Source organism: Streptomyces rubradiris, from assembly GCF_016860525.1.
Taxonomy (GTDB): Bacteria; Actinomycetota; Actinomycetes; order Streptomycetales; family Streptomycetaceae; genus Streptomyces; species Streptomyces rubradiris.
In genome coordinates this window covers 3,944,693-3,963,773 of sequence record NZ_BNEA01000015.1, presented here as the reverse complement: position 1 = coordinate 3,963,773, position 19,081 = coordinate 3,944,693, and the positions used below count along the sequence as shown (strand labels likewise).

The window sequence follows — 19,081 nt, the reverse complement described above, 5'->3', positions numbered from 1 at the left end:
TGCACCAGAGCCCCGGGCTTCCAGCGACCGCCGGGTACCCGGCCCCGCTCCCGGGATGCGCACCGGTCGCCTCGGCGGCGGGTGGCACCGGCGGGCGCGGGACGGACAGGGCGTGCCGCGGACCGGCGAGGGGACCTAGCCCAGCGGGGTGTCCGCCCAGGGCAGGGCCGAGGGCTCGCGGTGCTCCGGCGGGCGGGGCGCCGCGGCCTCGTGGCAGGTGAAGCCGAGCCTGGTCAGCGCCCGGCTCACCTCGGCCGCCGTGAAATCGCGGCGGTCCTGTCCGGTGATGACCTGCCCGACCTGCTTGACCGGGTAGACCCGGCTGCCGACGGTCACGCAGACGCCGACGGCGGGCTCGGGGGAGACGCCCTCCATCGACTGCTCGACCTCGGACTTGGTCAGGTCGAAGGGGAAACGGGCGATGACACAGCGCATGGTGCCTCCAGCGGAGCGGTCGGGTGGGGACGGGGCCGCCGGGGGCGCGAGTCCGCCCGGCGGCACGGGGTGCGTGCGGTCAGCGGCCGCCCTCGGCGGCGGGACGCCCGGACGGGGCGCGCCGGGCTCCCCGGCCCCGCCGGGACCGCCCGCCCCGGCCACGCCCGGCGGACCCGGCGGCGCCGGTGCGCTGGGGGCGTTCGGCGGCCGGTACGGCGACGGTGACGGGCACTCCGGAGGGCGTGCGGGCGCCGGTGATCCGGTGCAGCTCGGGCTCGCCCGGGCGTACGCGGGTGGTGTGCGCGGTGACGCCGGCGGTGCTCATGAGGCGGTCCACGGCGCGCCGCTGGTGCGGCAGCACGAGGGTGACGACCGTGCCGGACTTGCCGGCGCGGGCGGTGCGGCCGCCACGGTGCAGGTAGTCCTTGTGGTCGGCGGGCGGGTCGACGTTCACCACGAGGTCGATGTCGTCGATGTGCAGGCCGCGGGCGGCGACGTTGGTGGCCACCAGGACCGTGACGTGGCCGTCCTTGAACTGGGCGAGGGTGCGGGTGCGCTGCGGCTGGGACTTGCCGCCGTGCAGCGCCGAGGCCCGTACGCCCACCGACAGCAGGTGCTTGGCCAGCCGCTCCGCCGCGTGCTTGGTGTCCAGGAACATGATCACCCGGCCGTCGCGGGCGGCGATCTCGGTGGCGGCGGTGTGCTTGTCGTCGTCATGGACGTGCAGCAGGTGGTGTTCCATCGTGGTGACCGCGCCCGCCGACGGGTCGACCGAGTGCACGACGGGGTCGTGCAGGTACCGGCGCACCAGGAGGTCGATGTTGCGGTCGAGGGTGGCGGAGAACAGCAGCCGCTGGCCGTCCGGGCGCACCTGGTCGAGCAGGGCGGTGACCTGGGGCAGGAAGCCCATGTCGGTCATCTGGTCGGCCTCGTCCAGGACGGTGACGGCCACGCGGTCCAGGCTGCAGCCGCCGCGGTCGATGATGTCCTTGAGCCGGCCGGGGGTCGCCACGACGATCTCGGCACCGGCGCGCAGCGCGGCCGTCTGGCGGCCGATCGACATGCCGCCGACCACGGTGACCGAGCGCAGGCGCAGCGCCCGTGCGTAGGGTGCCAGGGCGTCGGTGACCTGCTGGGCCAGTTCCCGGGTGGGTACGAGGATCAGGGCGAGCGGCTGCCGGGGCTCGGCCCGCTGTCCGGCCAGGCGGGCCAGCAGGGGGAGACCGAAGGCGAGGGTCTTGCCGGAGCCGGTGCGGCCGCGGCCGAGGACGTCCCGGCCGGCCAGCGTGTTCGGCAGCGTCGCCGCCTGGATGGGGAAGGGCGCGGTCACGCCTTCGGCGCGCAGCGCGTCCCGCAGGGGCGCGGGCAGGTCCAGCTCGGCGAAGTCCTCCGCCGGCGGCAGCGCCTCGGTGAGGGTGACGGGCAGGGTGAACTCACCGCGGGGTGCCCGGCGGGCTCCCGGGTTCTTTCCCTGCGGGCCCTTCGCGCGCGTGGTGGTCCGGGCGGACCGGAAAGGGGCGGAGTCGTTGCCGGTACGGCGACCGTTACCGCTGTTTCCTGCGGCGCCACGGGTACGACGGGCGCGGTTCATGATGAGGAACCTCCTCGATGTGCACGGCACGTGTCGAGGAATTCCTTTCGGCGGTGCGCAACCGCGGCAGAATTCACAAGAATGAGCCGAAGAAAGAGCCGGAAGGCCAGGAGAGGGCCGGTCGGCGGGTAAAAGGGGGGCCCGGCGTCCGCCGGGCAAACGGACCGGGGCCCGCACCCCAAGAGCGCGGGCCCCGTCCTCGTAGAACGCGTCAGCGTCAGGCGGGAACGATGTTCTCGGCCTGCGGGCCCTTCTGGCCCTGCGTGACGTCGAAGGTAACCTTCTGGCCTTCCTGAAGCTCGCGGAAGCCGGTGGTGGCGATGTTCGTGTAGTGCGCGAACACGTCGGCGCCGCCGCCGTCCTGCTCGATGAAGCCGAAGCCCTTTTCCGCGTTGAACCACTTCACGGTGCCAGATGCCATATTGAATCTCCCTAGGGGCATGCCGTGTCCCGCACTGTGCGGGTCACGAGTTGCCGCGATGATCACCCCTTAGGGGCCGGAAAATCCGGAAATCAAAACTGCAACTGTTATCACGGTAGCACGGCCCGGCCCGATGCACCCAGCTTTTTCGTCTTTCGGCCCCGGCGGGGGCGATATCCTCAAGCGGCTCCGCCGGAAAACCTTTCGGCGCGCTGCGGGCAATTCTTCAGCGGCGAGGACAGATACGCGCCGTGCTCAGCGGCCGTCGCCGACGCCGGGCCCGTCCAGCCGGCTGCGCAGCTCCTCGTTGTCCCGCAGCGCCTCGCCGAGCCGGTCCTCCAGGTCGATGATGCGGCACGCTGCCTCGATGGGGGTGCCCTGGTCGACCAGCTCGCGGGCCCGGGCGGCGATGCGCAACTGCTGGCGGGAGTACCGCCGGTGGCCGCCCTCCGAGCGCAGCGGAGTGATCAGCCCCGCCTCGCCGACGGCCCGCAGGAACGCGGGCGTGGTGCCGAGCAGGTCGGCGGCGCGGCCCATCGTGTAGGCGGGGTAGTCGTCGTCGTCCAGATGGCCGGCGGGCGGGTTGTCGGGCATGGCACCTTCGGTTGGGGGCCGGGGTCCGTGTGGTCCCCCGGTACCTCCAACCCTAACGGCGGCGCGTACGCGTATGTGAAGCCGCCGCGACAGATTTGCGGTGTGCGGCCCCGGCGCGGCTCACCGGCACCGTCCAGGGCGGCCGGCGCCCGGCTCGCCGGGCACCGCCGCGCGCACGCGGAACCGCCGCCCCGGGGGAGGCTGCGCGGCCCCCGGAACGGCGGTTTCCGGTCTCTTGCCATCTGTTTCCGGTCGTAGCAAGATCAAACTCTTGGCAGATACACCCAATATCGCCCCACAATGCCTTCGAGTATGAGGCTGGAGTTACTGGGCGGTACGGCTGAGTACCCCACTCACGTTCACGACCTCGTGGCACCCCTGCGCCTGGCGCCCGGAGGCCGGAGTGCCGGGCTTCTCGCAGGTCACTTCGACGGTCACGGTGTCGTTCTCGGGGATCTTGATGGGGGTCACCCAGTGGTAGTCCTGGTTGCGGAAGGTCTCCAGCGCGATGGTGGTGATCTTGCGGTCCCCGAAGCTGATGGTCATCAGGCCCTCGTCACCCTGGAAGTTGGCGATGACGATGTCCGTGACCTCGAAGACGCTGTCCTCGGGCACCGGATAGGTGCCCGGCACGGTCTGTCCGCGGTTCGACTTCACGTCGATGGTCTGCGAGATCTGTCCGCCGCCGACCCCGGTGCCGTTGCGGGCCGACGTGCCGGTACCGCCCGTCCCGCCCGGACCGCCCGTGCCCTGGCCCCCGGAACCGGCGCCGGGTGCCGTGCCCGTACCCGCGTTCGGGCCCGTACCCGTGCCGGGAGCGGTGCCCGGGGCCTGCCCGTCCGCGCCCTGTTCCCCGGCGGGTGTGGGCCGCGGCTGGACCGCCTCGGTGGCCGCTTCCTGGGCGGCACTGCGCACCGCCGGACGGACCAGCATGAACCAGGCGAGCAACAGCGCGAGCAGCGCCGCGAGCAGGGCGAGCAGCCACTTGGGGAAGATCGGGATCTGGACGAACTCGGCGTCCAGCGGGGCCCGTACAGGGGGCTCCTCCGGCCGGGGGGCGTCCTGCTCACCGGTCTCGGAGACCTCGGCGGCGTCCACGGTGAACGGCCACACCACCGGGGCGCCGAACCACACCGGCTTGCCGGTGCGGACCCGCAGCCCGATCTCCGCCGACTCGCCCGGCTCCAGCGGGTGCCGCTCCGGGGTGAAGGCGAACGCCAGCTCCTCGCCCGCCTGTCCGGCGGTGAAGCCGACCCGCACGGGGGTGTTGCCCTGGTTGCGCACCGCCAGCCGGTACCGCCCGCGCAGCCAGCCGCGCCGCCTGCGCGGGGCCAGCTCGCTGTGCAGCTCGTGGAACGCCCCGATGCGCACGGTGGTTTCCAGCACGCGCACCGACTCGGGGTGCTCGGCCGGCAGCACCCGTACGCCGAGGGGCACCTCGCCGGCCCGGACCTCCGGGGACCGCGGTGGCTCCAGCCGGAGCGTCACCGTCTCGGACGTGCCCGGATACAGGGAGACCCGCGCGGGCTCCACGGTGGTCCAGGCGGCGCAGTCCCCGACGATCTCCAGGCTGTACGCCTCGACGATGTCGCTGTCATTGCGCACGGTCACGGTGGTCGTGGCGATGTCCCCCGGCGCCACGGTCACTTCCGGGATGTCGAGTCCGGGAGCGCCGGGGCTGGAAGCGGCTGCAGAAGGCGTCACGCCAGCACGGTAGACCGGGCCCGGCCACGCGAGGAGAAGCGCGAGGGCAATGCCCGGGCAGTCCCGGTGCCCCTGAGGTCACCCATCAACTCCCCGAGGGCAGCGGACCGTTGAGCGGCCGTTGCCCCGGGTGCGCCGTACCGCGGCGCTTGTCCCCGCCCCTGCGACCTCCGACCAGTACTCATCAGACAGGTACCCCTTATGTCCAGCTCTGAACAAGCCGGGCCGGCCATGCCCGCCGCCACCTCCCCTGGGCCGGCCCCGGCCTGGGCCGCGCACCGCACCCCGACCGCCGACCGTTCCGAACGGGTCACCGTGGCCGTGTACGCCGCCGACCCGGTGCTGCGCCTGGGCGTCGTCCAGCAACTGCGGCAGCGCCCCGAGATCGACCTGCTCGCCGACGCCGACGCCGAGCGGGCCCAGGTGTCGCTGGTGGTGGTGGACCACGTCGACGACGACGTGGCCGCGCTGCTGCACCGGCTGCGGCACAACACCGCCACCCGTACCGGCCTGGTGGTCGCCACCCTCGGCTCCGGCTCGCTGCAACGCGTCATCGAGTGCGGGGTCGCGGCGGTGCTGCGGCGCGCCGAGGCCGACCAGGACCAGCTGCTGCGGCTCGTGCTGGCCATAGCCAACGGCGAGGGTGTCCTGCCCGGCGACCTGCTCGGCAAGCTCCTCAGCCACGTGGGCAGCCTCCAGCGGTCGGCGCTCGATCCACGGGGGCTGTCCCTGTCCACGCTGACCACCCGGGAGGCGGACATGCTGCGGATGGTGTCGGAGGGCCTGGACACCGCCGAGATCGCCCGCAAGACCTCGTACTCCGAACGGACCGTCAAGAACATCCTCCACGAGGTCATCACCCGGCTCCAGCTGCGCAACAGGGCCCACGCGGTCGGCTACGCCCTGCGCAACGGGCTGATCTGACGGAACGGCCCGCCCGCACAACGGTTGATCCGACGGAACGGCCCGCCCGCACAACGGGCTGATCCGGCGGTACGTCCGGCCGGGCAACACGCGCTGCCCGAAAGCGCACCGCGTGTTTCCCCCGGGTATGGCCCCGCCGCCCTCCCGCGCCGCGCGCGCCCGGGACAGGGTGGCGGGGGCACACCCGGATTGCCGCACCAGACTGCGAGGGGGACCTTGATGGGAACCGCTGGCCCCGGCGGGCGGTACCGCCTGGGGCGGCTCGGCGCGACGGCGCTGTTGCTGATCCCCCTGCTCGGCGCGACCGCGGCCTCCGGCGAGAACGGCACCGTCGACGCCTCGCCGCGGGTGGCCACCACGGCCGCGGAGACCCGGATCGCGTTCGCCGGCACCCGGCACCGCAGTCTCGGCGCGTCCACCTCCGACAGCAAGAAGAGCGCCCCGCTGTTCGACGACGGCCCGGCCCACAACGACATCCAGCCGTCCGCCATGGGCGAGCAGATGGTCTTCGCCAGCCGCCGTGACGAGAAGGACCCGCAGATCTATCTGCGGGCCGCGGGCGGCCAGGTGTCCCGCCTCACCACAGGCATGGACGCGGCCCACCCCCGGCTGGCGCCGGACGGCGCCTTCGTGGTCTTCGACGCGGCCGGGCCCGGTGGCCCGGACGGCAAGAAACAGCGCGACCTGTGGCGGATCGGCACCGACGGCAAGGGACTGAAGCAGCTCACCGACACCCCCGCCGACGAGACGTACCCGACGGTCTCTCCGGACCTGAAGCAGCTGGCGTACTCCAGCAACGAGGACGCGGCGGTCGGAGCGCAGATCTACGTACGGCCCCTGGAAGGCGACACCGCCCCCCGCCGGGTCACCGAACGCGCGAACGGCACGGCCACCGAGCCGGTGTGGAACCCGGTGAACGACGATGCCCACCGCGGCCTCATCGTGTACACCGCCACCAAGGGCGACCGGTCCCACCTGAGGGAGACGAACGGCCCCGGCACGACCGACGGGCCGCTGCTCGGCGGCGGCCGGGAGGAGTGGCGGGCGCACGCCCCGGCCTGGATGCCGGGTGGGGACGAGGTGCTGTTCCTCAGCCCCGAGATCACCTGCCAGTGCGAGGGCAACTACGACCACGTGTTCCGGGCCAAGCGGCACGACACCGGGACCCCCGGGCTGGTGCTGGACGAGGACCGGGACGTCTCCTCGCCCGCCTGGCTCGGCCCGCTGGACGGCGGCCGGGCGGTGGTGGAGCACCTCACGGCCGACGGCCCGCACACCGTGACGCTCCAGGACATCCGGGCGGACGGGGCCGACCCCCGCGACCTGAACCTGACGATCCTGAACGAGGACCCTGAGGCCGACACCAATATCGACCCGAAGAAGGACCCGCTCTTCCAGCCCCGGCCCGACTACGACCCGTGGACCGAGCGGCAGAGCTACACACCGGACGGCCGCCGGATCGTGGTGACCCGTTTCCTGGGTGAGCGTGGCAGCCGCGTCGAGGAGATCTGGCTGGCGGACGCCGACGGCACCCACCCGCAGGCGCTGAAGCTCGACGGACGCGGACCGCGCGACCGGGACACCGACCCGGCGTTCTCCCCGGACGGCAAGTACCTCGCCTTCACCCGGATCTCACCGGGCACCGACGGGGCCGCGACCACCAGCAAGGTGCTCATCGCGGACGTCGCCTCCGGCAGGATCACCGGCGAGATCGTCCCGCCCGACGAAGAGCTCAAGGGCCAGGACGCCCAGCCCGCCTGGTCCTCCGACGGCACGATGCTGGCCTTCACCCGCAACGAACTGGTCTACGGCACCGGCGGCAGCAAGCACATCTGGACCGTGCCCGTGAACGACCTGGGCAAGCAGGACGACCTGAGCAAGAGGATCTGCCCGGGTACCTGCGCGGTCATCGACGACAGCCCCGCGTTCTCCCCCGACGGAAGCAGCATCGCCTTCAACCGCAAGAACGATGCCTCCCGGATCGACGAGCGCAACGGCATCATCGTGACCTCCGTGTCCGGCAAGGACTGCCGGGTGCTCCTCCCCGGCTCCGCCCGTGACGTGAACGACGCCTGCCGCCGCGAACTGCCGGAGAACCCCGGCCCGTTCCAGCCCCGGGACGCCGCCTGGACGCCCGACGGCACGTCCCTCGTGCTCAGCTCCCGCCCCAGCCAGCCGGTCAACAGCCCCGAGAAGCTGAAGGTGCTGAACGTCGTGACCGGCGAGCTGACCAAGCTCACCAACGACCTGCCGGGCCGGCACAAGGAGCCCAGCGTCCAGCAGTCCGTCGACCTCGCCGTCCGGGCGCCCGGCACCGTCCCGGACGTGACCGTCGGCGACTCCACCACCGTCCGCGTCGAGGTGGTGAACAACGGCCCCGCCGCCTCTCCCGGCACCCGGCTCACCATCGCCCCGCCCGCCGGGGTCACCGTCACCCGGATCACCAAGCCCGACGGCTCTTGCGTCCCCACGTCCCTCCAGTGCGGCCTGGGCGTGGTGCGGCCCGGTACGACGGTCCCGGTGGACGTCACCCTCACCGGGGTCACGCCGGGGGACGCGCCGGTCGGCTGGTCGGTCGACGGTACGGTCCTCGACCCGCGGCCCAGCGACAACGCGGGCCGGACCGTGGTGCCGGTGCGCACGCCCCCGCCGCCGACCCCGACCCCGACCCCGACTCCCACGCCTACCCCGACCCCGACCCCTACCCCTACCCCGACCCCCACCTCGCCCCCGGCTCCCACTCCGAGGCCGACACCGCCGCCCACCGTGCCGCCGGTGCCGCCGCAGCCGCCGGCGCCGAAGGCCGGGCCCGGCGTGCGCGTCACGGCCCAGCCGAACCCCGGCTACGTCGGCGGACGGGTCGTGGTGACGTACACCGTCAGCAACGGCCGCAACGCGCTGGCCACCGGACTGCGGCTGCGCATCGGACTGCCCGCCGGCATCCCCGACAGCGGGCCCCCGCCGGGCTGCGACGCCTCCTGGCTGTGCGCGCTGCCGGACCTCCAGCCGGGCGCGAGCACCGTCGTACGCGTCGTCCTCAGCCCCAAGAAGGCGATGACCGGCCAGGTCACCGGCGTGCTCACCACCACCGGCACGGACGCCGACCGCGGTGACAACACCGCCCGGCAGCGGCTGCGCATCCTCCAGCCGCGCATCGTCGCCGTACCGGACATCGGCAAGCCCGGCTTCGTCACCTCCGTGCGCGGCAAGGACTTCCCGCCCGGAGTCCCGGTGCGCTTCACCTGGAAGCCGGGGATCACCGCGGCGGCGGCGCCGACCATCCCCAAGCCCGACGGCACCTTCATCGGCCAGCTGCTCATCCTCGCCAAGGACCAGACCGGGCCGCGCGTCATCATCGCCAAGGGCCCCGGATTCTCCCCGGTGCAGACCGACTTCCTGGTGGTCAGCGGCAGCATCCAGCCGCCCGACGAGGTGACCCGCCGGTGATCCACGAGGTCGACGAGGGGCTGCGCCGGCTGCTCGGCGAGTGCGGCCTGGAGGCGTCGGGCGTCGAGATCGTCTTCGACGCCCCCACCCGGGACTGGGCCGCGCGCCGCAGCGCGCCCACCGTGTGTGCCTTCCTGTACGACATCCGGGAGGACGCCACCCGGCGCGGCAGCGGCGCGGGGGAGGTGTACGACGCGGACGGGCAGCTCGTGGCGCGGCGCACCCCGCCCCGCTGGTTCGACCTGACGTACCTGGTCACGGCGTGGGCGAGCCGCCCGCAGGACGAACACCGGCTGCTGTCGCAGGTGCTCTCCTGCCTGGTGGCCGTCGACACGCTGCCCGCGCGGCTGCTCACCGGCACGCTCGCCGAACTGGGCCTGACCGTGGGCCTGGACGTCGCCGGGGCCGCCACCGACGTACCGGCCGCCGCCGATGTGTGGTCGGCGCTCGGCGGCGAACTGAAGGCGTCGCTGGGCGTACGGGTACGGGCGCCGCTCGCCGGGGCGGTCACGGCCGTCGCGCCGCCGGTCACCGAGGGACTCGTCGTACGTTCCGCCGCCCGGCGCGCGGACGGGCAGGCGGACCCCGGGCGCAGGCTGCGCTACACGGAGGTGAGCGACCCCGGCCCGCAGGGCTTCGCCGGCCCCCGCGAACGGGGCCCGGCCCCCGCCCGCCGCCGCCACCGGGGGGACCGCCAGCCGTGACCCGCAGGACCGGGACGACCGGGACGATCGACACCCGCGACAACTCTGAGACCGCCGAGACCGCCGAGACCGGCGAGACCGGCGAGACCGCCGAGAGCACCGAGAGCACCGAGACTTCCGTGTCGCACCGCGCCGCCGCCGAGCCGCCCGTGGAGCCGCCCGTGGAGCCGGGCACCCGGGTGGACGCCCTGTGGGAGCGGCTGCGGGCCGTGGAGGAGCGGGTGCGGTGGGCGGTGCAGGAGCGGCGGGCCGGGGACCCCGACCCCGACGACCCGTACCGGGGGCAGTACCTCACCCCCGACGCGGCGGCGCGCATCCTGGACGAGCCGGGCGGGCTCGGCCTGCCCGGCACCGACGCCTGGCAGCCGCCGGCCGGTTCCGTCCTCGCCCCTCTCGCCGCGCGGTTCGGGCTGTCACCGCTGGATCTGGACCTGCTCCTGGTCGCGGTGGCGCCCGACCTCGACGCGCGGTTCGAGCGGCTCTACGGCTACCTCAACGACGACCTGACCCGCCGCCGGCCCACCGTCGGACTCGCCCTGGAGCTGTGCGGGCTCGCCGGGGCGGCACCCGCGCGGTTCCGGCTCGCCCCCGGAGCCCCGCTGGTCGCGGGCGGCCTGGTGGAGGTCACCGAGCCGGACCGGCCCCCGCTGTCCCGCGTCCTGGTGGTCCCCGACCGGGTCACCGCCCACCTCCTCGGCAACGCGAGGCCCGACGCCCGGCTGGCCGGCGTGCTCGACGAGGCCCGCGAGGACCCGACCGCCGAGCCCGAGGCGGTGCGCCGCACGGCGGCGGCCGCCCGGACCGGCACCGGCCTGGTCCACCTGCGCGGCCGGGGCGACACCGGCGGCCTGGCCGTCGCCGCGCTCGGCGCGGCGGGCCTGCGCCCCCTGGTGCTGGACGCGGCGGCGCTCGCCCGGCGCTCCGGCGACGTCCCGGAGCTGGCGCGGGTGGCCGCCCTCGAAGCCCGGCTGACCGGCGCCGGAGTGGTCCTCGGCCCGCTGGAGGCGCTGCCCGACGAACCCGCCGAACGCGCCCGCACGCTGCGGACGCTGTGCTCGGCGCTGCGCGGCATCCCGCTGCTGACCCACGGCATCCCCGGCTGGGACCCGCTGTGGGCCGCGGACACCCCCGTCGTCCTGACCGTGCCGGCCCCCTCGCCCGAGCGGCAGGCGGCACGCTGGCGGCACGCCCTGGAGCGGGCCGCCGGTGACGGCTCGGTACCGGGTGACACCGAGGACCTCGCCCGTGCGGTGGCCGCGCACCGCCTGGACTCCGGGCAGGTGCGCCGCGCCGCCGACGTGGCCGTGCGCACCGCCGCCCTCGCGGGCCGCCCGGTCCACCCCGACGACCTGCGCGCCGCCGTGCGCGCCCAGAACGGCGCGGGCCTGGACCGGCTGGCCCGCCGGGTGGAGCCCTCGGTCGGCTGGGACGACCTGGTGCTGCCGCCGCTCACCCACCGGCGGCTGCGCGAACTCGCGCTGCGCGCCCGCCACCGGGAGCAGGTCCTCGGGCAGTGGGGGATGCGGCCCGGCGGCGGACGCGGGCGCGGGGTGATCGCGCTGTTCGCGGGCGAGTCGGGCACCGGCAAGACCATGTCCGCCGAGGTCGTCGCGGCTGACCTGGGCATGGACCTGTACGTGGTGGACCTGTCCACGGTGGTCGACAAGTACGTGGGCGAGACCGAGAAGAACCTGGAGCGGATCTTCACCGAGGCGTCGGCGGTCAACGCCGTGCTGCTCTTCGACGAGGCCGACGCGATCTTCGGCAAGCGCTCGGAGGTGAAGGACGCGCACGACCGGCACGCCAACATCGAGTCGGCGTACCTGCTCCAGCGCATGGAGTCGTTCGACGGGATCGCGGTGCTGACCACCAACCTGCGGGCCAACCTGGACGAGGCGTTCACCCGCCGGCTGGACGTGATCGCCGACTTCCCGGTGCCCGACGCCGGCCAGCGGCTCGCCCTGTGGGAACGCTGCCTGGGCGACCGCCTGCCCCGGGCCGGCGACCTGGACCTCGGCTTCTGCGCCGACCGCTTCGAACTGGCCGGCGGCTCGATCCGGGCCTGCGCGGTGACCGCGGCCTACCTCGCGGCGGAGTCCGGCGCGCCGCTCACCATGAGCCAGCTGGTGACGTCGATCGCCCAGGAGTACCGCAAGCTGGGCCGCCTGGTCCTGGAGACCGAGTTCGGCCCGTACCTGTCGGAGGCCGTGCGCGCCTGAGGAGCGGGGGGGCCGGGGGAAGCGGTTCCCCTCGGACACGGGCCGCCGCAACTCCCCAGGGGCGCGGGCCGTACCGATATGCGGCTCCGCCGCGTGGGCGCGACCGGCGACAGCGCACCCGTACCCGGCAGCGCACCGGCACCCCTACGGCGAGACCCGCGTCAGCGGCCCGTCGGCGACCCAGTGCACCGCCCGGGTGTCCGGCATGTCCAGGGGCGTAGGGGCAGAGCCGGGGCAACGGGTGAGGGCGGGTGGGCGGTCGGGGCGGGATGGGAAAGGCAGCGGTCCTGCCCCCGGTCGGGTCCGCAGGTCCCTGTCCCCGCGCCGCATCCACCCCGCAGACTCGGCCTGGACACAGGTGACCCACCCGCAAGGACCCCGAAGGAGCGAGCATGCCGACGTACCTCACCCCGGGCGTGTACGTGGAGGAGGTGCAGTCCGGTGCCCGACCGATCGAAGGAGTCGGCACCGCCGTCGCCGCGTTCGTCGGGTTCGCCGAGACCGGCCCGTTCCACACCCCGACGCTGGTCACCAGCTGGGACCAGTACACCCAGCTGTTCGGCGGCTTCACCGAGGGCACCTACCTGGCCCACTCGGTCTACGGCTACTTCGCCAACGGCGGCGGCGCCGCCTACATCGTGCGCATCGGCGGTTCCGCCCAGGACGCCTCCGCCCCGGCGGCCGGCGCCGGCGGGCGGCGCGAGGCGCGGGCGGCCCAGCCGGCCGAGCTGGGCGGCTTCCTGATCGCGGCCCGGCCGGGCGTCACCGGCGTGTCGGTGGAGATCGCCGACGCCGACGGCGAGAACCCGCCGGAGGACCGCTTCAAGCTGCTGGTCCGCCAGGGCGACCAGGTCGCGGAGACCTACGAGGCCTCCACCCGGAAGAACGTCAAGGGATACCTGGTCACCCAGGCCCGCGGCTCCCGGCTGATCGAGGTCACCGAGCAGCAGGGCGCCACCCAGTCCCGGCCCGCCAACCAGACCGTGCCGCTCGCCGAGGCCCCGGCCGCGCCCGCTCCGGCCGGCTCCGGCGCGGTGGCCCGCCTCGACCCGTCCGAGTACGTCGGCGACGCCGCGGCCCGCACCGGGTTCGGCGGCCTGGAGACCATCGACGAGATCACCATGGTCGCGGTGCCGGACCTGATGAGCGCCTACCAGCGCGGCGACATCGACGCCGAGGGCGTGCGCACCGTGCAGCTCGCCGTGATCTCGCACTGCGAGCAGATGGGCGACCGGGTCGCGGTCCTGGACACCCCGCCCGGGCTCAACGCCCAGCAGGTGCGCGCCTGGCGCAACGACGAGGCGGGCTACGACTCCCGGTACGCCACCCTGTACTACCCGTGGGTGCGGGTCTTCGACCCGGCCGCCGGACGCAACACCACCGTCCCGCCGAGCGGTCACATCGCCGGTGTGTGGGCGCGCAGCGACGCCGAGCGCGGCGTGCACAAGGCGCCCGCCAACGAGGTGATCCGCGGCGCGGTCGACCTGGAGCTGCGGCTCAGCAAGGGCGAGCAGGACCTGCTCAACCCGATCGGCGTGAACTGCGTACGCGCCTTCCCCGGCCGGGGCATCCGGATCTGGGGCGCCCGCACCCTCTCCTCCGACCCGGCCTGGCGCTACCTGAACGTGCGCCGGCTCTTCAACTACCTGGAGGAGTCGATCCTCCTGGGCACCCAGTGGGTGGTCTTCGAGCCGAACGACGACCGGCTGTGGTCGAGCATCCGGCGCAACGTCACCGCGTTCCTCACCGAGGAGTGGCGCCGGGGCGCGCTGTTCGGCCGCACCGCCGAAGAGGCGTTCTACGTCAAGTGCGACCGCGACAACAACCCGCAGGAGTCCATCGACCAGGGCCGGGTCGTCTGCGAGATCGGCGTCTCGCCGGTCAAGCCCGCGGAGTTCGTGGTGTTCCGGCTGGCCCAGTTCTCCGACAGCACCAGTCTCATCGACGAGTGAGACGAGCCAGACCAGTGACCCGCGGGTCCAGCAACGGAAGGTGACAGACAGTCATGGCAACGGGCGATGCTCTTTCCACCCACGTCTTCGGCGTGCAGCTCGGTGGCTACCTGGTCGAATCGATCCAGGAGATCAGCGGGCTGACCGTCGAGGAGGACGTCGTCGAGGTCAAGCAGGTCACCGCTGAGGGCAAGCAGATCATCCGCAAGCAGCCCGGCGGCCGGCAGGCCGGCGAGATCACGATCACCCGGGGACTCGACCAGAGCAGCGAGTTCACCAACTGGATCAAGGAGACCCTGAACAACGGGGCCGTGAACGCCGCCCGGCAGAACCTCACCATCGAGATCAAGGACACCGAGGGCAACACGGTCCGCCGGATCCAGCTGATGCAGGGCTGGGCCTCCAAGTGGGAGGGCCCCTCCCTCAAGGCCGGCGAGTCGGCCGCGGCCACCGAGTCCGTCACCATCGTGTTCGAGGAGATCATCGTCGAATGAGGCGTCGTACCGTGACGGCGGGCAACCTGGAGGAGATCCTCCAACTGACGACGCCCGCCCCGGCGACCGAGCAGGCGGCGGCGGCACCCCCCGCCGCCGCTCCGGCCCCGCCGCCCCGCGAGGAACCGCACGGGCTGCGCACCGAGTTCGAGTTCGTGCTGCCGCGCGGCTACGTCGACGAGGCGGGCACGGTGCACCGCGAGGGCGCGATGCGCCTGGCCACGGCCCGGGACGAGCTGCGCCCGCAGATCGACCTGCGGGTCAAGGAGAACCCGGCGTACCTGAGCGTGGTGCTGCTGAGCCAGGTGATCACCCGGCTCGGCACCATCACCGACGTGCACGCCGGGATCGTGGAACGGATGTACGCCACCGACGTGGCCTTCCTCCAGGACTTCTACCGCCGTGTGAACAGCGAGGGCCACACCCGGGCGGCGGTGACCTGCCCGCACTGCGAGGGCGGCTTCGAGGTCGACCTCTCGGGTGGGCGCCTGGGGGAATCGTGACGTACGCCCTTCCCCGGCTCCGGGAGGAAGTCGCGTACATCGCCTATCACTTCCACTGGTCGAGGGAGGAAGTCCTCGACCTGACGCATGACGAACGACGGCAGTGGGTGGCCGAGATCGCCCGTATCAACACCCGCGTGAACGAAGGCGGTTGAGCACATGGCATGGCGGGACAGGCTGCGCCGCCGGTCCGCCGGGACGGGGGGAGTGCGGCGCGGGGAGCGTGACGGCGCCCCGGCCGCCGCCGTGCCCGGTGCTCCGGCCGCCGCCGCGCCGGACGCGCCGGCCGCCTCCGTGCCCGCCGACTGGGACGGCGGCTGGCGCCGTACCGCGCCGCCGGAGCTGACCGTGTCCCGGGCGCCGCTCGGCGTCAGCGACGGTCTCGCCTTCCGGTCCGGCCTCGCCGCCTGGCAGAACCCGTCGTTCGACTCCGGCCTCGCCCACGCCCTGCTGCCCACGGCCCCTACGGGCCTGGTGCACGGCGTCACCCACCGCCCGGCCACCCCCCGGGCCGCCCGCACCGAAGGCGGCCCGCTGCTGCTGCGGGCGCTGCGGCGGGAGGGGGACCGGGAGGCGCCGGACGGGCCGACGGCGGCTGCTCCGGCTCCGGCTTCCTCGGGCTCGACGTCGTCGGGTTCGGCCGCTCCGGTCGTACGGCCCGGGGCTTCCCGTGCTTCCCGTGGTGGCGCCGCGGGGGAGGGACGTACTACGGGGGGCGCCTCGCCGAGCCGTGGCCTCGCGTCCGGTGGTTCCCCCGCCGTGTTGTCCTCGTCGTCCCCCGCCGTCCAGCGGTCGGTCGGGCCCGGCGCCGGTCCGGTGGTGGCTCCGGCCGAGGCAGGCCATCGGCCCGCCGCGCCGGAGATCCCGGTGGTGCGCCGGGTGACGGCGGTCCCGGGCGCGGTCGTCGGTACGGCCGCGTCGGGCGGGTCCGCCACTCAGGCGCGGTCCGGCTCCGGAGGCGGTGCGCGGGCACAGGCGTCCCGTGCCCCCGGCTCCGACGTGCCCGACGTGCCCCGGCCGACCGTCCGGCCCCGCCCGACGAGCCCCTCCCTGACCGTGGCCCGCCGCCCGGCCGGCCCCGTGCGCCGCGTTCCCGTACTGCGGCCTCCGGCTCCGGCTCCGGTCAAGGGCACGCAGGCACCGGCCCGCCCCGCCGCCGACAAGGCGCCCGAGGCACCCGGCGGCCATTCCGCCCCATCCGCCGGGGCCGGGACGCGGGCGCGCCCGGCCGACCCCGCGCAGGGTACGGCGACCCGTGCGCCCCTTGGCGCCCCGCTCACCGAACTTCCCTCCACCGCACGTCCGTTGACCGACGACAGTCCGGTCCAGCGCGCCACGCCCGGCCCCGCTCCGGCGCTCCCCGTCGTGCAGCGCCAGGCCGAGGGCGGGTCCGGTACCCCGGGCTCGTACGACGGCGGGTCCAAGGGCACGGCCCAGCGCGCCCCGGACGGCCCCGCCGGTGGCCCGGGCCGGTCCCCCGCCCGCGGCGGGGCGCGCGCACGCGGCGGCCTGGGCGCGCCGCTGCCCGCGCTGCCGCCGAGCGCCGACATCCCGGGCGGCCGGGGTGACCGGCGTGCTCGGGCACGGCAGGACCGGGCACCCGGAGCCACGCCGGACCAAGCACGTACGCCCACCGGGGCCACGCCGCCCGCGACCGGAGGAAACGGCACGGGCGCACCGCTGCCGGGCCCCGGCGCCGTGCAGCGCCGCCCGGCGGACGCCCCCGGCGCCGGGAGCGCGCCGGGGGCCGGTACCCCCGCGCACCCCGGGAGCGGCCCGGACGCGCCGCTGCTGGGCAAGGGCGCGGTGCGGCGGAGCCTGGCGGCGGACTCCGTCGGCGGGAGCGCTCCGGAGGCCGGTAGCCGACCCGAGAACGGCCCGACCGCACCGTTGTCGGGCAAGGGTGTCGTGCAGCGGAGTGCGTCGGCGGACCCGGCCGACGGGGGCGTGCCGGAGGCCGGTACCCGTGCCGGAAGCGGCCTGCACGCGCCGCTGGTGGAGAAGCCCACCGTGCAGCGAAGCGCCGTGGGGGACACGGGCGCCCGGGAGACCGGCCGGCCGTCGCGCTCGGGCGGCGCTCAGGACGCGCCGGCAGCCGAGAAGGGTGCCGTACAGCGTCGTTCGGCGGGGGGTGACTCCGGTGCCGGTATGCCGTCGCGTTCGGGCGGTGCTCAGGGTGCGCGGTCGGCTGAGGAGAGTGTCGTACAGCGTCGTTCGGCGGGGGGTGACTCCGGTGCCGGTACGCCGTCGCGCTCCGACGGTGGTCCGGACGCGCCGCTGCTGGGCAAGGGCGCGGTGCGGCGGAGCCTGGCGGCGGACTCCGTCGGCGGGAGCGCCCCCGAGACGGTCGCCCACTCCGCGGACGGTCCCGCCACGCCGCTGGTGACACCGTCCCAGGGCCCGGCCGCCGCCTCCCAGGCCCCCGCCACGCCGTCTCCGACGGCGGCGTCCCCGGCGGGAGACACGCGACGCCCCGGTACGACCCCCGGCGGGCCGCGGCGTGCCGGCTCCGCCGCCGAGACCCCCGTCGTCGTCGCGCGGGCCGTGTCCGAGGGCACGCCCGGTGCCCCGGGCGCTTCGGGCGCCAGGCGTCCGGGAGCGGCCGGGCAGCCCCCGCTCACCGTGGCCCGCTCCGCCCCGGCGGCACCCCGTACCCTCTCCCTGCTCGCCGCGCGCCCGCTGACCCTGAACACCCGGCCCGCGGCGGGAGCGGCAGCGCCCGCCGCGCCCCGCCCCGTCGGCCGTCCCGTGGTGCCGGTCCGCTGGCCCGGCACCCCGCACCACCGAGGTCCCGCCGCCCCCGCCCGGTCCGGTCCCGCCCCCACGGCGCCCGCCGTCCAGCGGGCCCCGGCCGCGCCGGCCCCCGGCTCGCCGGCCCCCGTTCACCGTGCCTCACCTCCGGCGGCCGTACGAAGCACCGCCCCCGCGCACTCCGGCCCGCAGCCCTCGGCCACGGTCCAACGGGTCCCCGTCGTCCGCCCGGCCCCGCCCCGCGCGGAGTCGTCCGGGCCCGGCGCCCCCGCCACCTCGGCGCCCTCCGCGCCCGTACCCGCGCGGGCCCTTCCGGTGACCGCCCCGCAGGCGCCGCCGGTCGCGGAGCGCCCGCCGGCCGGGCCGGCACCGGCGCCCGCGGTGCCCGTGCCCGTGGTCCGGTGGCAGAACCCCGCGCGGGCCGGTGCCACGGCGGGCAAGGCGCCCGTGGTGCAGCGCGCCGGTGACGGCACCAGCCCGGACGCGCCGACGCGCGGCCGTCAGCGGTCGGCCTCCGTGTCCGGCACGTCAACCGGTACGTCATCCGGCAGGCCGTCCGGCACGTCGTCCGGCTCGTCCGGCTCGTCGTCCCGTTCGTCGTCCGTCGGCAGGAACGAGAGCCGGAACGCGACCCGGCGGCCGACCGAGAACCCGCCCGACCCCGGTCTCGACCTGGACGACCTGGCGCGCCGGCTGCTCGACCCGGTGGCCCGGCTGCTCCGTGCCGAACTGCGGCGCGGCCGGGAGCGCACCGGCCGTCCGCACGACGGGCGCCGCTGAGACCACGGAAACGGATGAGGCGACCCGATGTACGACGCCACGCCAACGAAAGCAGGCCCGCCCGAGGCCACGGAACGGATGACGGACCAATGACGGACAACATCTTCGCGACGAGCGTGTTCTTCCGGCTCGCGATCGGCGGCAACGACCTGGGCGCCTTCCACACCTGCTCCGGCATGGGCGCCGAGGTGGAGATCGAGAGCTACGCCGAGGGCGGCAACAACGGTTTCAACTGGCAGCTGCCCGGCCGCGTGACCTGGTCGAACATCACGCTCACCCGGCCGGTCACCGCGGACACGGTGAAGATCGGCCGCTGGCTGGACGACACGCTGAAGCGGGTGGAGCGCAAGGACGGCGAGATCGTGGCGCTGCGGCCGGACCGGACCCCGATCATCAGCTGGCAGGTGTTCGGGATCGTCCCGGTGCGCTGGCAGGGACCGTCCTTCGACCCCAACAGCTCCGAGGCGGCCGTGGAGACCCTGGAGATCGCCCACGAGGGGTTGCGCCCGTCCTGACCCGCCTGCCCCGACCTGCCCGCCCGATGAGCCGTACCCGCCCGTGC

Annotated in this window: 15 protein-coding genes; 10 read left to right on the top strand and 5 right to left on the bottom strand. The window is 74.9% G+C overall.

What is annotated here, in order from left to right; all coding sequences use genetic code 11:
- Positions 1–135 precede the first annotated feature (135 nt).
- The 5 genes from Srubr_RS30725 to Srubr_RS30705 form a co-directional block, all read right to left on the bottom strand.
- Complete coding sequence (locus Srubr_RS30725; protein ID WP_189995173.1) at positions 136–435, bottom strand: SCO5918 family protein; 300 nt, start codon at positions 433–435, stop codon at positions 136–138.
- A 79-nt stretch (positions 436–514) separates the two neighbouring features.
- Entirely contained in the window at positions 515–2,026 is a 1,512-nt protein-coding gene (locus Srubr_RS30720) for a DEAD/DEAH box helicase (protein ID WP_189995174.1), read from the bottom strand.
- A gap of 217 nt (positions 2,027–2,243) precedes the next feature.
- The gene (locus Srubr_RS30715; protein WP_189995175.1) at positions 2,244–2,447 is read right to left on the bottom strand and encodes a cold-shock protein; all 204 of its coding nucleotides are present in this window, start codon (positions 2,445–2,447) and stop codon (positions 2,244–2,246) included.
- Between the two features lie 255 nt (positions 2,448–2,702).
- Positions 2,703–3,041, bottom strand: coding sequence for a MerR family transcriptional regulator (locus Srubr_RS30710; RefSeq protein ID WP_189995177.1), 339 nt, complete (start codon positions 3,039–3,041; stop codon positions 2,703–2,705).
- Positions 3,042–3,365: 324 nt separating this feature from the next.
- Positions 3,366–4,745 (bottom strand): COG1470 family protein, encoded by a 1,380-nt coding sequence (locus Srubr_RS30705; RefSeq protein ID WP_229926674.1) that lies wholly within the window; start codon positions 4,743–4,745, stop codon positions 3,366–3,368.
- 231 nt (positions 4,746–4,976) lie between these two features.
- Between Srubr_RS30705 and Srubr_RS30700 the strand changes: the two genes are divergently transcribed.
- The 10 genes from Srubr_RS30700 (at position 4,977) to Srubr_RS30655 (ending at position 19,034) form a co-directional block, all read left to right on the top strand.
- A complete protein-coding gene (locus tag Srubr_RS30700; RefSeq protein ID WP_189995347.1) occupies positions 4,977–5,669 on the top strand; it encodes a helix-turn-helix transcriptional regulator in 693 nt (230 codons plus the stop codon).
- A gap of 219 nt (positions 5,670–5,888) precedes the next feature.
- The gene (locus Srubr_RS30695) at positions 5,889–9,116 is read left to right on the top strand and encodes a DUF11 domain-containing protein (protein WP_189995178.1); all 3,228 of its coding nucleotides are present in this window, start codon (positions 5,889–5,891) and stop codon (positions 9,114–9,116) included.
- Positions 9,113–9,820 carry a Pvc16 family protein gene (locus tag Srubr_RS30690; protein WP_189995179.1) on the top strand — a complete coding sequence of 236 codons (708 nt, stop codon included), beginning with the start codon at positions 9,113–9,115 and terminating at the stop codon, positions 9,818–9,820. The genes Srubr_RS30695 and Srubr_RS30690 overlap by 4 nt, the downstream gene beginning before the upstream one ends.
- Positions 9,821–9,939: 119 nt before the next feature.
- Entirely contained in the window at positions 9,940–12,039 is a 2,100-nt protein-coding gene (locus Srubr_RS30685) for an ATP-binding protein (protein WP_373313511.1), read from the top strand.
- Between the two features lie 392 nt (positions 12,040–12,431).
- On the top strand, positions 12,432–13,991 hold the full coding sequence (locus tag Srubr_RS30680; RefSeq protein ID WP_189995180.1) for a phage tail sheath family protein: 1,560 nt from the start codon (positions 12,432–12,434) through the stop codon (positions 13,989–13,991).
- 53 nt (positions 13,992–14,044) lie between these two features.
- Positions 14,045–14,485: a phage tail protein gene (locus Srubr_RS30675; protein ID WP_189995181.1), complete on the top strand. Its 441-nt coding sequence runs from the start codon at positions 14,045–14,047 to the stop codon at positions 14,483–14,485.
- On the top strand, positions 14,482–14,988 hold the full coding sequence (locus tag Srubr_RS30670; protein WP_189995182.1) for a zinc-ribbon domain-containing protein: 507 nt from the start codon (positions 14,482–14,484) through the stop codon (positions 14,986–14,988). Before Srubr_RS30675 ends, Srubr_RS30670 begins: the two co-directional genes overlap by 4 nt.
- On the top strand, positions 14,985–15,143 hold the full coding sequence (locus tag Srubr_RS30665) for a DUF6760 family protein (protein ID WP_167345732.1): 159 nt from the start codon (positions 14,985–14,987) through the stop codon (positions 15,141–15,143). The genes Srubr_RS30670 and Srubr_RS30665 overlap by 4 nt, the downstream gene beginning before the upstream one ends.
- Before the next feature lie 4 nt (positions 15,144–15,147).
- Entirely contained in the window at positions 15,148–18,519 is a 3,372-nt protein-coding gene (locus Srubr_RS30660) for a hypothetical protein (RefSeq protein WP_189995183.1), read from the top strand.
- A gap of 89 nt (positions 18,520–18,608) precedes the next feature.
- A complete protein-coding gene (locus Srubr_RS30655) occupies positions 18,609–19,034 on the top strand; it encodes a phage tail protein (protein ID WP_189995185.1) in 426 nt (141 codons plus the stop codon).
- Positions 19,035–19,081 lie beyond the last annotated feature (47 nt).

Excerpts from the sequence above, each read along its gene's own strand:
- Srubr_RS30720 (WP_189995174.1), bottom strand. The coding sequence starts at position 2,026 with ATGAACCGCGCCCGTCGTACCCGTGGCGCCGCAGGAAACAGCGGTAAC.
- Srubr_RS30725 (WP_189995173.1), bottom strand. The coding sequence starts at position 435 with ATGCGCTGTGTCATCGCCCGTTTCCCCTTCGACCTGACCAAGTCCGAG.
- Srubr_RS30695 (WP_189995178.1), top strand. The coding sequence starts at position 5,889 with ATGGGAACCGCTGGCCCCGGCGGGCGGTACCGCCTGGGGCGGCTCGGC.
- Srubr_RS30655 (WP_189995185.1), top strand. The coding sequence starts at position 18,609 with ATGACGGACAACATCTTCGCGACGAGCGTGTTCTTCCGGCTCGCGATC.
- Srubr_RS30680 (WP_189995180.1), top strand. The coding sequence starts at position 12,432 with ATGCCGACGTACCTCACCCCGGGCGTGTACGTGGAGGAGGTGCAGTCC.
- Srubr_RS30675 (WP_189995181.1), top strand. The coding sequence starts at position 14,045 with ATGGCAACGGGCGATGCTCTTTCCACCCACGTCTTCGGCGTGCAGCTC.
- Srubr_RS30660 (WP_189995183.1), top strand. The coding sequence starts at position 15,148 with ATGGCATGGCGGGACAGGCTGCGCCGCCGGTCCGCCGGGACGGGGGGA.
- Srubr_RS30670 (WP_189995182.1), top strand. The coding sequence starts at position 14,482 with ATGAGGCGTCGTACCGTGACGGCGGGCAACCTGGAGGAGATCCTCCAA.
- Srubr_RS30700 (WP_189995347.1), top strand. The coding sequence starts at position 4,977 with ATGCCCGCCGCCACCTCCCCTGGGCCGGCCCCGGCCTGGGCCGCGCAC.
- Srubr_RS30715 (WP_189995175.1), bottom strand. The coding sequence starts at position 2,447 with ATGGCATCTGGCACCGTGAAGTGGTTCAACGCGGAAAAGGGCTTCGGC.
- Srubr_RS30710 (WP_189995177.1), bottom strand. The coding sequence starts at position 3,041 with ATGCCCGACAACCCGCCCGCCGGCCATCTGGACGACGACGACTACCCC.